Annotated in this window: 14 protein-coding genes; 1 reads left to right on the plus strand and 13 read right to left on the minus strand. The window is 69.5% G+C overall.

Going from position 1 to position 11,493, the window contains the following annotated elements:
- The first annotated feature begins 84 nt into the window (after positions 1 to 84).
- Positions 85 to 1,359, plus strand: a complete 1,275-nt coding sequence (locus tag ACNTMW_RS21875) for an EAL and HDOD domain-containing protein (protein WP_426635588.1) — start codon at positions 85 to 87, stop codon at positions 1,357 to 1,359.
- Positions 1,360 to 1,566: 207 nt separating this feature from the next.
- On the opposite strand, the gene ACNTMW_RS21880 is transcribed toward ACNTMW_RS21875, so the two are convergent.
- The 13 genes from ACNTMW_RS21880 to ACNTMW_RS21940 form a co-directional block, all read right to left on the minus strand.
- A complete protein-coding gene (locus ACNTMW_RS21880) occupies positions 1,567 to 2,649 on the minus strand; it encodes an EscU/YscU/HrcU family type III secretion system export apparatus switch protein (RefSeq protein ID WP_426635589.1) in 1,083 nt (360 codons plus the stop codon).
- Positions 2,650 to 2,857: 208 nt separating this feature from the next.
- Positions 2,858 to 3,631: a flagellar biosynthetic protein FliR gene (locus ACNTMW_RS21885; protein ID WP_426635590.1), complete on the minus strand. Its 774-nt coding sequence runs from the start codon at positions 3,629 to 3,631 to the stop codon at positions 2,858 to 2,860.
- Positions 3,628 to 3,903, minus strand: a complete 276-nt coding sequence (gene fliQ, locus ACNTMW_RS21890) for a flagellar biosynthesis protein FliQ (RefSeq protein WP_426635591.1) — start codon at positions 3,901 to 3,903, stop codon at positions 3,628 to 3,630. Before fliQ ends, ACNTMW_RS21885 begins: the two co-directional genes overlap by 4 nt.
- A gap of 13 nt (positions 3,904 to 3,916) precedes the next feature.
- Entirely contained in the window at positions 3,917 to 4,816 is a 900-nt protein-coding gene (gene fliP / locus ACNTMW_RS21895; RefSeq protein ID WP_426635592.1) for a flagellar type III secretion system pore protein FliP, read from the minus strand.
- Positions 4,813 to 5,235: a flagellar biosynthetic protein FliO gene (gene fliO, locus ACNTMW_RS21900; protein WP_426635593.1), complete on the minus strand. Its 423-nt coding sequence runs from the start codon at positions 5,233 to 5,235 to the stop codon at positions 4,813 to 4,815. The genes fliP and fliO overlap by 4 nt, the downstream gene beginning before the upstream one ends.
- A 10-nt stretch (positions 5,236 to 5,245) precedes the next feature.
- Positions 5,246 to 5,998 (minus strand): flagellar motor switch protein FliN, encoded by a 753-nt coding sequence (gene fliN, locus ACNTMW_RS21905; protein ID WP_426635594.1) that lies wholly within the window; start codon positions 5,996 to 5,998, stop codon positions 5,246 to 5,248.
- The gene (locus ACNTMW_RS21910) at positions 5,998 to 6,951 is read right to left on the minus strand and encodes a flagellar motor switch protein FliM (protein ID WP_426635595.1); all 954 of its coding nucleotides are present in this window, start codon (positions 6,949 to 6,951) and stop codon (positions 5,998 to 6,000) included. Before ACNTMW_RS21910 ends, fliN begins: the two co-directional genes overlap by 1 nt.
- Positions 6,952 to 7,049: 98 nt before the next feature.
- Positions 7,050 to 7,487, minus strand: a complete 438-nt coding sequence (locus tag ACNTMW_RS21915) for a flagellar basal body-associated FliL family protein (RefSeq protein WP_426635596.1) — start codon at positions 7,485 to 7,487, stop codon at positions 7,050 to 7,052.
- Positions 7,488 to 7,540: 53 nt separating this feature from the next.
- Positions 7,541 to 8,446 (minus strand): flagellar motor protein MotB, encoded by a 906-nt coding sequence (locus ACNTMW_RS21920; protein WP_426635597.1) that lies wholly within the window; start codon positions 8,444 to 8,446, stop codon positions 7,541 to 7,543.
- A 34-nt stretch (positions 8,447 to 8,480) separates the two neighbouring features.
- A complete protein-coding gene (locus ACNTMW_RS21925; RefSeq protein ID WP_426635598.1) occupies positions 8,481 to 9,251 on the minus strand; it encodes a motility protein A in 771 nt (256 codons plus the stop codon).
- On the minus strand, positions 9,251 to 9,559 hold the full coding sequence (locus ACNTMW_RS21930) for a flagellar FlbD family protein (RefSeq protein ID WP_426635599.1): 309 nt from the start codon (positions 9,557 to 9,559) through the stop codon (positions 9,251 to 9,253). Before ACNTMW_RS21930 ends, ACNTMW_RS21925 begins: the two co-directional genes overlap by 1 nt.
- Positions 9,560 to 9,776: 217 nt before the next feature.
- Complete coding sequence (locus tag ACNTMW_RS21935; RefSeq protein WP_426635600.1) at positions 9,777 to 10,985, minus strand: flagellar hook protein FlgE; 1,209 nt, start codon at positions 10,983 to 10,985, stop codon at positions 9,777 to 9,779.
- 58 nt (positions 10,986 to 11,043) lie between these two features.
- Positions 11,044 to 11,487 (minus strand): flagellar hook capping FlgD N-terminal domain-containing protein, encoded by a 444-nt coding sequence (locus ACNTMW_RS21940; RefSeq protein WP_426635601.1) that lies wholly within the window; start codon positions 11,485 to 11,487, stop codon positions 11,044 to 11,046.
- Positions 11,488 to 11,493 lie beyond the last annotated feature (6 nt).

Here is an 11,493-nt window from a genome sequence, read left to right on the forward strand (position 1 = left end):
CTGGCAGCCGACACATCGGTACCGCGGCCGGCCAGGTGAGGATTTTTCCCTCAGTACCTGCCGTCGGATGCCGATCGACGCAACGTGACCACATCGGAACCTCAGGCCGGGCAGATCGTGCACGTGGGCCGTCAGCCGCTGTACAACCCCGCAGGCGACGTCGTCGGCTACGAGCTGCTCTTTCGCGGCGGCGGGGCCGAGGTAGCGGCGTCACGGCGCAACGCGTACGCCACCAGTCAGGTGATCGTCAACGCGTTCACCGAGTTCGGGCTGCCCGAGCTCGTCGGCAACCACACCTGCTTCATCAACCTCACCCGCGAGTTCATCGTCGGTGAGCTGGCGCTGCCGTTCGAGCCCGGCCAGGTGGTGCTGGAGATCCTCGAGACCGTCGAGATGGACGACGAGGTCATCGCCGGGGTCACCCGGCTGGTGGAGCAGGGCTACCCGATCGCGCTCGACGACTTCGTCTTCGGCCTCGGTCACGAGCGGCTGCTCGACCTCGCCTCGTACGTCAAGATCGACGTACTCGACGGCGACGTGGAGCGCATCACCTCGGTCGTGGAGGCGTGCCGGCAGTACCCGGGCATCAAGCTGGTCGCCGAGAAGGTGGAGACCGCGGCGCACACGATGCTCGCCCACGACCTCGGGTTCGAGCTGTACCAGGGGTACGCGCTGAGCCGTACCCAGGTGGTGTCCATCGCGACCCTCGCGCCCTCGCGGCTGCGACGGCTGGAACTGCTCGGTGCGTTGACCGGCCCGGAGACCGACATCGACCACGTCGTGTCGATCGTGACCAGCGACCCGGCGTTGACGTTCCGGGTGCTGCGCGCCACGAACGCGGCCTCCGGCGGGCTGTCGCGGCGGATCTCCTCGGTGCACGAAGCTGTGGTCATGCTCGGTGGCCGTCGGATCCGCGAGTGGGTCACGCTGATGCTGGTGTCGGACATCTCCGAGGCCAGCGACGAGAACCTGTCGACAGCGATGGCCCGGGCCCGGCTGTGCCAGACCATCGCCGCCAAGATCGACGCCTCGGGCGACGCCGCGTTCATCGCCGGCCTACTGTGGGGAATCTCCGACGTGCTCGGCGTACCGGTGGCCGAACTCGTCGGCACCCTGCCGCTCGCCGACGAGGTCACCGAGGCGCTGGTCCACGGTGTCGGCCCGATCGGTGAGGTGGTGGCGATGGTGCGCGCGTACGAGGGCGCCGACACCGAGATGCTCAGTCGGACGAAGGTGTCGCCGGCCGAACTGGCCCAGGCGTACCTGAGCGCGGTGGGCTGGTCGGTGCGGACCGTACAGGGTGTGCTCGGCCCGTCGGCGAACGCCGCCCCGCCCGACAGCGTCGCCGCCCCGGCGTGAGCTGCTGTCCCGCACGTCACATCATCAGGGAGAACTCGGGTCCCCGTAGCGGCCCGAACTCTCCCTGATCATTTTTTGTGGCCACCCGTCGGATCCTTCCCACCCTCGCAGGTGAGGGGAGAGTTACCGGCCCCCTCGCACGTGAGGGAGGGTTGCCGGTGCCGAGTCCGGGGGTTCTTCGATCCGGCCGGGGAGTCTTCGATCCGGTCAGTGCGTCAGCACCGGGGCGCGGTGCAGGCCGGCAGCCGAGCCGCGCGTCTTGAGTGTCATCACGAAGGCGAGCACCCGCGCGACCGCGTTGTACAGCTCCGGCGGGATCTCGTCGCCCAGGTCGCACTCCTTGAACAGGGCCCGCGCCAGCGGTACGTCCTGCACCATCGGGATGCGCTTCTCGGCGGCGACCTCGCGGATGCGCGCCGCGATGGCTCCCGCGCCCTTCGCCACCACCCGCGGCGCGCCCCGGCTCGGGTCGTAGCGCAGCGCCACCGCGACGTGCGTCGGGTTCACGAGGACGACATCGGCCTTCACCAGGTCGCTCATCATGCGCTGGCGGCTCACTGCCATCTGCCGGGAACGGATGGCGCCCTTGAGGAGCGGGTCGCCCTCCTGCTGCTTGTGCTCCTGCTTGACATCGTGCTTGCTCATCCTGAGCTGCTTGCCGATGCGTCGGCGAGCCACCGCGTAGTCGGCGACGGCCATCACCAGGCCGGCGGCGGCCGCGGTCCGGAACAGGGTCAGCACGGTGTCCGCGATCAGGTTCAGCAGCGCCGGCAGCGGCATCGAACCGGCCGTGACCAGGCCGGGCAGCATCGTACGCAGTTGCAGGTACAGGACGGTGCCCAGGATCGCCGTCTTGACGGTGGCCTTCACCGCCTCCCACATCGCATGGGGGCCGAACGTCCTCTTGAGACCTGAGAACGGGTTGAGCCGTTTGAAGTCCGGTTTGAGTAGCTTGGTGGCCGGACGGAGGCCACCCTGTGCCGCCGCGGCGAGGATGCCGGTCGCCATCATGCCGAGGGCCAGCGGCGCGACCGTCGTCGCCGCGTCCCGCAGGCCGGTGGCCATGACCTTCATCGCCTTGGCCGGATCCGGGTCGCTGATCACGGCGGTGGACAGCAGGAACACCTTCTCGGCGGTCTTCATGGTGCTGCGGACCACCATCGGTACCAGCACGCTCGCGATCAGCAACCCACCCCACGAGCCCAGGTCGGGGGTACGGGCGATGCGCCCTTCCCGACGCGCTTCCCGCTTGCGCTTCTCGGTGGGCTTCTCGGTCTTCTCGCCGCTCACGACACCCCCTCCAGAGTCACCGCGGACGCCGCGCTGTCCCAAGATCCACGCAATGTCGCGAACATTGCTGTCACCGATCGCCGGATAGCAGCAAAGTTCGCGACATTGCGCGGATCTTGGGCGCGCGACGGGCGCGACGGGCGCGACGGGCGGGACGGGCGCGACGGGCGCGACGGGCGCGGCGGGCGCGACGGGCGCGGCGGGGTGCTCATGCGCCGACCGCCTGGAGGACGGCCTTGACGGAGGCGTCGACCAGGTGGCGGACGGCCTGCGGGAGCATGGTCAGCGCCAGGCCGACGCCGCCCAGGGTCAGCAGGATCTTCACCGGGAAGCCGAGCGAGAACGCGTTGAGCGCCGGCGCTACCCGGGACAGTAGGCCCAGCCCGATGTCGGCGCAGAACAGCACGGCGATGAGCGGGCCGGCGATCTGCAGTGCCGCCAGGAACATGTCGGCGACGCCGGTGGTGACCAGCTGCTGGAGGGTGTGCAGCGACAGCGTGCCGTCCAGCGGTAGCACGTCGTACGACCTGGTGAAGCCGCGCAGCACCAGCTGGTGGCCGTCGGTCGCGAACAGCAGCGTGATCGCCATGATGTTGTAGAAGCGGCCGAAGATGCCGCTGCCGCTGTTGCCGCTCGCGCCCATCGGGTCGAACGCGAACGCCAGCGAGAAACCGCCGAACAGGTCGATGAGGCTGCCGGCGGCCGACACGGCGGCGAACAGCAGAGCGGTCAGGAATCCCAGGGCGGTACCCAGTACCACCTGCTCGGCGACGCTGACGACCATCCCGGCGGTGTCCAGGGCCGGTACCTTCGGCACCAGGGCCGGTACGACCGGCAGCGCGATCGCCACCGACAACAGCGCCTTGACCGGTGGCGGTACCACCTTGTTGTTGAACGGCGGGGAGATGGTCAGCCAGGCGGAGGCCCGTACCGAGGCCAGCAGTATCGCGGTCAGCTCCGCCGTCGGCCAGGACAGGTTCATGCGCTCCCCAGCAGGGTGGGGATCTGCGCGAACAGTGTCGTGGTGAAGTTCGTGATCTCGTGCAGCATCCAGTTCCCGGTGATCAGCAGCGCGATCCCGACGCCGATCGCCTTCGGTACGAACGACAGCGTGGCTTCCTGGATCTGGGTCACGGACTGGAACAGCGACACGGCGAAGCCGATGAGCAGGGCGGTGAGCAGTACCGGGGCGGCCAGCTTCGCCGCGACGGTCATCGCCTGCAGGCCGAGGTGGATGATCTGGGTGTCGGTCATGCGCGCGGCGTCCCTAGTGGTAGCTGGCGACCAGGGCGGTGACGACCAGCCCCCAGCCGTTGACGAGTACGAAGAGCAGCATCTTGAACGGCAGCGACACCGTGACCGGGGGCAGCATCATCATGCCGAGACTCATCAGTGAGGCTGACACGATCATGTCGATGACCAGGAACGGTATGTAGATGACGAAGCCGATGATGAAGGCGGCCCGCAGCTCGGACAGGGCGAAGGCGGGTACCACCGTGGTCAGCGGCACCGAGTCCCGGTCCTTGGGCATCGGCCTGTTGGCGACCTTGGTGAACAGTGCCAGCTCGTCCTTGCGGGTGTGGTTGAGCATGAACTCGCGCAGCGGCTTCACGCCGTCGTTGAACGCCACGCTCTGGGTCTTCTCGCCCTTGAGATAGGGCTGCACACCGTCACGGTTCATGTCCGACATGACCGGCCCCATGATGAACAGGCTGATGAACAGCGCCAGCCCGGCGAGGACCTGGTTGGGCGGCACGGTGGTCAGGCCGAGCGCGTTGCGGGTGATGCTCAGGACCACGAACACCTTGGTGAAGCTGGTGCACAGCAGCAGCAGGGCCGGCGCGACCGACAGGACGGTCAGCGCGATCAGGATGACGATCGACTGGCTCGGCTTGCTGTCCGTACCGCCCACGTTGATCGTGACCGTGCCCTGCGGCTCGGCCGGCGCGGTGGGCGGTGCCGGCGGCGTGGGCGCTTGCGGCGCGGGGCCATACGCGGGCACGGCGATGAAGGCAGGTGCCGCGGCGATGACAGCAGGGGCGGTGGCGAACGCGGGGGCGGCGGCGGGTGCGGCGCCGGTGGCCGCCGTGGCCGTGCCGGGTGTGGCGAGCAGCAGGGTCGCGCCGACGCCGACGGTGGCGAGGGCCAGGCGGATCGGGTGCTTCACGACTTGCGTACCGTCCGTTCGCGCAGGAACTGCAGGGTCTGCTTCCACGTGGCGGCCGACAGCACCGAGCCGCCGAGCGGTCCGGTCGCGGTCGGGGCCGCCTCCCGCGCGTCGAGCGAGTCCAGCGCGAGCGGCTCGCGCCGGACCGGCTCCTCCGGCTGGTACTCCTCGACCGCCGCCAGGTCGGTCTCGCCGATCAGCGTGACCTGGCCGTCCGTGACGCCCAGCACCATCGCCTTGTCTGCGATGCGCACCACCGCCACGGAGGCGCCCCGGCTGAGCTGCTGCCGGCCGAGTACCTCGATCAGCCCGCCGCCCCGGCGGAGGCCGAGCGGCTTGCGGGCCAGTCTCGCCATGCCCCACATCAGGCCGACGACGACCAGCAGCGAGAAGACGATCCGGAGGGTCAGCTCGATCACGCGGCGCCCCTTACGCCCGCTGCTCGGTGGGGGAGATGATCTCGGTGATCCGGATGCCGAAGTTCTCGTCGATCACGACGACCTCGCCGCGGGCGATGAGCTTGCCGTTGACCAGCAGGTCGGCCGGCCCGCCGGCGGCGCGGTCGAGCTCGACCACGTTGCCGGGGGTCAGTGAGAGCAGCTCCCGCACGCTCATGCGGGTCCGGCCCAGCTCGGCGGTGACCTCCATCTCCACGTCGTGGAGCAGGTCCAGGCCGTTGCGCAGCGCCGGAGCCGACGGCTCCGCGGCGGCCGACCGGTCGCCCGCCTCGGCGGCGGGCGTGGTGTCGACCTTGACCAGCAGCCCGACGACCCCGCGCACCTCGGTGCCGTCGGTGAGCGGTACCAGTGCCCCGCCCGCGGCGGCCAGCGCGGCCAGCGACTCGGCGGCGTCGGTGACGTTGCCCGGGTCGACGACGACCGGCCCGAGCGTGCCGGCGGCGGCCTCGATGGCCGGCCGGACGGCCTGGGTGACGTCGAGCGAGCCGAGCGGGGTGTCACTCAACGCGTCGACCAGGTCCTGGGCGACGATGACGAGGACCTCGCCCTGCGCGGCGCCGGCGAAGCGGGCCCGGATCGCCTGGCCCTCGAGCATGATCGCGGCCGCGTCCTGGGTGGGCGTACCGGTCGACAGCGGGCTGCTGGCGGGCAGCAGCGCCACCGCGGCCTCGGCGGCCGCGAGTACCCGGCCCAGTTCCTGCGGGGTCAACGTGTGCGCGGTCATCAGCGGTCTTCCTCCTTGGCGGGTGCCACGATCAGGCAGGCCAGGCGGGAGCCCTGGCTGCCGGGTACGGCGTGGGCGAAGGTCAAGCCGGCGGTCGTGACCGCGAGCGGCTGGGTCGTCGGGTGGTTGAGGGTCACGACGTCACCGGGGCGGAGGTTGATCAGGTCCTCCGGGCGCATGCGCATCGGCGCGAAGCGCACCGCGACGTCGAGGGGGACGCTCTCCATGCCGGCGACGAGGTTGTGGTGGGCCGCGTCGCGGGCGGCGCGCTGCGCCGGGCTGAGCCGGACGTCGGTGCGGTCGCCCTGCAGCTGCGAGAAGATCATTCCGAACGGGAGGCAGATGGTGGCCACGCACTCCTCGGCGCCGACGCGCATTTCGAAGGAGGCCACGATCACCGGGTCGGAGGCGCCACCGGCCTGGACGAACTGCGGGTTGTACTCGATGCCGGCGAGCTGGGGCTTGATCGAGGCGATGCCCTCGAACGCGTAGCGCAGTTCGCCGAGCACCCGGTCGAGCAGGTTCTGCAGCAGCGGGGTCTCGATGTCGGTCAGCGGCCGCTGGGGCTGGGCGCCGCCGGAACCGCCGAGCATGTGGTCGATCGAGGCCATCGCGATGGCCAGCGAGAACTCGACGAGCGCCGTGCCGGGCAGCGGCTCCATGCTCACCTTGGCGACGATCGTCGGGCTCTCCAGCGACGAGATGTACTCGTCGTAGCTGAACTGCTCGATCGACACCAGCGTGACCTGGGACACCGCGCGCAGGCTGGTGGTCAGGATGGTGGTGAACTGGCGTGCGAACGTCTCGTACGCGATCTGCAGCGTCCGGACGTGCTCACGGGACAGATTCCTGGGGCGTCGGAAGTCGTACGGCTCCGGTCCGGCGCTCTTGGCCCGGCGGTTGATCCGGCCGGCGGTGCGGGAGGGGCCGGCCATGGACGGCGCTTGAGTCACGCCGCCACCATCGGCCGGCCGGGGCCCCGCTTGAGGAAACCCTGTCGGGTGATTGGGGGAGCCCGGTCGCCCGGTAGGCGGGCGGGGGCCCCGGAGCGCTACTGCATGACGAACTCGGTGAAGTAGATGTCCATCACGTGGCCCTCGTACGCCTCGTTGATCTTCTTGCGCAGCTCGGCCTTGACCTTGTCGCGGGCGGCGTTGGAGGCCAGTTCGGCGAGCGGCCGGTTGCTGAACTCGGAGATGGCGATGTCCAGCGCCTTGCTGCCGTCCGGTTCCTCGGTCGCGTCCATCGTCGCCTGCAGGGAGAGCTTGAGCTTGAGGAAGTGACCGTCGGCGAGGTTGAGCGTGATCGCGTCCAGCGCGACGACCTTGCCCGGCTTGGGCGCGGGCGGCGCCGACGGGCCGGAGAAGAACGCGAAGTACCCGCCGGCACCGCCACCGAGCAGCACCACCACGGCGGCCACGATGATGATCAGCTTCTTCTTCGACTTCTTCTTCGGCGCCGCGTCGGCGGCCTTCTCTTCCTTGGCCATGATCTTTCCTTCGTCTGTGCGGGCGGGGAGGGGTCACTCGACCGCGTGAGAGGTCACTCGGCGTGGACGGCCGACGGCAGCAGGGCCCGTTCGGCGGCGGGCAGCGTGGACAGGACGACGATGTCGACGCGCCGGTTGAGCTCGGGCGCCTTCGGGTCCTTCGGGTCGTACAGCGGCCGCTCACCGGCGAAACCGGCGACCGACAGGCGCGAGGCCGGCAGGTGGCCCTGGGCGATCAGGTACCGCGCCACCGTGGAGGCCCGGGCGCTGGACAGCTCCCAGGCGCTCGGGTAGTTCACCGTCGGTACCGGTAGCTGGTTGGTGTGCCCGTCGACCTCGATCTTGTTGGGTAGCGGCGCGAGCACCGGCGACACCGCGTCCAGGATGCGCCGGCCCGCCGGGAGCAGGTCGGCCCGGTCACCGGCGAAGACGACCTCGCTGGTGACGATCGTGACGACCAGTCCGCGCTCGTCGATGCCGAAGCGGACGGAGTCCTCCATGCCCTGCTTCTTCGCCGCCTCCAGAATCTGCCTCTTGATCTCCTCGAGGTTGCTGACCTCTTTCTCGGCGTTGCCCTGCATGCGCTGCTGGCGGGCCCGGTCGGCGTCCTGCACCGCCTTCTGCAGCGCCGCGTCCTGAGCTTGGGTCTGCGGCTTGTCCGGCATCTGGCCGACCCCGGCGGCGACGTCGATCGCACTGCTCGAGCCGCCCGCGGTCTGCACCGAGTTTTGGGTGCCCGACATGACCGCCGGGGCGCCGAAGCCCTTGGCCAGGCCGTCGCGTAGCGCCGTGAACTTCTTGGCGTCAACCTGGCTCATCGCGAACAGGACCACGAAGAGCACGAAGAGCAGGGTCAGCATGTCGGCGTACGAGACCATCCACCGCTCGTGGTTCTCGTGCTCCTCCTCGTGGGCGGAGTGCTTCTTGTGATGGCCGCGGCCCACCTTGTGGCTGCTCATCGCGGTGCCTCGCGTCGGGGTCGCCCGGTGCGCATCAGGCGGCCTTCTTCTTCGGCTCGCTGCCCGGCGGCAGCAGGCTGCGTAGCTTCTGGGCGACCAGGCGCGGGTTGGCGCCGGCCTGGATGTTGATGATGCCGGCGATCACCAGCTCCATCTGGGCACACTCCACCTCGGACACACGCTTGAGCCGGTTGCCGATCGGCAGCCATATCACGTTGGCGCTCAGGATGCCCCAGAGCGTCGCGACGAACGCCGCCGCGATCATCTCACCGAGCGTCTCCGGCTGACTGAGGTTGGACAGCACGTGGACCAGGCCGACGACGGTACCGATGATGCCGATGGTGGGGGCGTAGCCGCCCATGTCGGTGAAGATCTTCGCGCCCGCCTTGTCGGCCTTGCGCTTGGCGTCGACCTCGCCCTCGAGGATCTCGCGCAGCTCCTCGGAGTCGGTACCGTCGATCGCCAGCTGCAGGCCGCGCTTGAGGAACGGGTCTTCGACGTCCTTCATCGCGTCCTCGAGGGCCAGCAGACCCTCGCGGCGGGCCTTCTCGGCCAGCTTGACCATCGTCTCGACCAGATCGTCGGGCTTGCCGGGCTTGGCGAGGAAGGCGCGCTTGATCTGGTTGACGAAGCCGGTGGTGTCGCGCAGGAGACCACTGGCCATACCGACGCCGAACGTGCCGACGAACACCAGGAGCAGCGGTGCCGGCAGCATGATGTGCGAGACCGGGGTGCCCTCGATGGTCATGGAGATGAAGATGGCGACGAACGCGATGCCGACGCCGATGAGGCTTGCCGGATCCATCAGCGCTCCCTGCGGTGAAGGGGGACGACGTTGGCACGGGGATCGTCGCCGTCCGTGCCGTCGGTACCGTCGGAGACAACGGCCTCACCGCGGGCCACGGCGGGCTGGCTGACCATCTGCTGGGCGTCGGCGACCACGGACGCGCGGTACCGCCGGATCAGCGCGACGAGCTCGGCCAGCGACTCACCCACGACGTACTTGGTGCCGTCGACGAGGGTGATGACGGTGTCGGGCGTGGCGTCGGCGCGTTCGACCAGGTCCGGGTTGAGCGCGAAGACCGGGCCGTTCAGGCGCGTCAGGAGTATCACGGTGGTCCGTCCTTGGAGCGGGTGGTCGGGCGACCGCCCGGGCCCCGGCTCGTGGCCCGAGGGGTGGACAGTCTGGGGACCCATCCTTGGGTCTGTCGGTTACATCGGCGGATTTCGGGCGGGGCTGAGGGTTTGTCGGCCGAAACGCGGTGAGGGCGGCGGACCGGCTGACGGCAGCCGGCCCACCGCCCTCCGCCGACGCGGTGGCGTACGCGCGTCAGCGCTTGAGGTTCACCAGGTCGTTGAGCAGCTCGTCGGAGGTGCTGATCACCTTGGAGTTCGCCTGGAAACCGCGCTGGGCGATGATCAGGTTGGTGAACTCCTGGGCGAGGTCCACGTTGGACATCTCCAGCGAGTTGTTCTGCAGGTCCCCGCGGCCGCCGGAGCCGGCCGTGCCGAGCTGCGCCACGCCGGAGTTGACGGTCGTGCGGTACATCGAGCCGCCGGCCTTCTCCAGGCCGTTCGGGTTGTTGAACGTCGCCATGGCGATCTGGGCCAGTGGCTGCTTGAGGCCGTTGGAGAACACGCCGACGAGCGTGCCGTCCGGCGAGATCGTGAACGACTGGAGCGAGCCCATCGCCGAGCCGTCCAGGCTGCGCGACGACACCGTCGACCTGCCGGCGTAGCTGCTCATGCCCGCGAAGTCGACGGTGATGCCGTTGTACAGCTTCGTCGTCGCGGTCGGCGTGGTGGCGTCGGCCACGAACGTGGGGGTGCCGCCGTTGGTGAAGGTGAGGGTGCTGGTCGACGGGGGGTTGACGCCGTCGCTGATCGTGACGTCCCAGCTGTTGGCCGAGTTGCGCGTGAGTGACACGGACAGCGTGACCTCGTTGCCCTGGGCGTCGTACGTGGTCATCGAGGTGAGGACCGGCGTGGTGCCCGCGCTCAGGTCGTCGGCCGGCAGGTTGCCGCTCACCGCCGCCTTCGTGGTGATCGTCGGCTGCAGCAGGGTGCCCATCGGCAGCTTCACGTCGGTGGTCGCGCCGTTGGTGTTGATGACGCCGTTGGTCGCCATCCAGCCCTGGACCACCGCGCCGCCAGGGCCGGTCAGGACGCCGTTGGTGTCGAAGTTGAACGCGCCGGAGCGGGTGTACATGTTCTCGGCACCGCTCTTCACGACGAAGAAGCCGTCACCGTTGATCATCAGGTCGGTGCTGCGCCCGGTGGTCTGGGTACCGCCCTGGGTGAAGTTGGTGTTGATGCCGGCGAGGCGCACGCCGAGGCCGACCTGGGCCGGGTTGGTGCCGCCGGCGCCGTTCTGGGGCGCGCCCGCGGCCTTGAGCATCTGGCTGAGCGTGTCCTCGAAGACGCTCTGCGAGGACTTGTAGCCCGCGGTGTTGACGTTGGCGATGTTGTTGCCGGTCACGTCCATCATCGTCTGGTGGACGCGCAGGCCGCTGATGCCGCTGAACAGGGAACGGAGCATGAATAGCCTTCCTCGGTAAGGGTTGCCGGTCAGCCGGCGTTGCTGCATTCAGCCGGCGTCAGCCGGCTGTGCTGCCGTTGCGGACTTCCTTGACGGAGGACAGCGGTACGTCCGTGTTCCCGACCCTGACGGTCGGGCTGCTGCCCGTGAACGTGGCGGCCGAGACCACTCCGGTCTTCTCGGTGCCGTCGAAGTCGGTGTAGCTGACGGTCTTGCCGACCAGGTTGCTGGCACCGAACTGGAGCTGGGCCGCGACCAGCTGCTGCTGGGCGTCGGCGAGGTTGGTGAGCTTCTCGAGCATGGTGAACTGGGCGGTCTGCGCCATGAACGCGCTCGGGTCGCTCGGGCTGCTCGGGTCCTGGTAGCGCAGCTGGGCGACGAGCAACTTCATGAAGTCGTCCTTGCCCAGCTCGCCGCCGGTCTGGCGGGCGGGCGCCGTCGTCGGTGTGGCGCCGCTGGCCCTCAGGACGTCCCCGATCGAGCCGGTCGGGATGGTGGTCACGGAACT

Origin of the sequence: Planosporangium spinosum (assembly GCF_049999945.1) — a bacterium.
In the GTDB taxonomy this organism is placed as follows: domain Bacteria; phylum Actinomycetota; class Actinomycetes; order Mycobacteriales; family Micromonosporaceae; genus Planosporangium; species Planosporangium spinosum.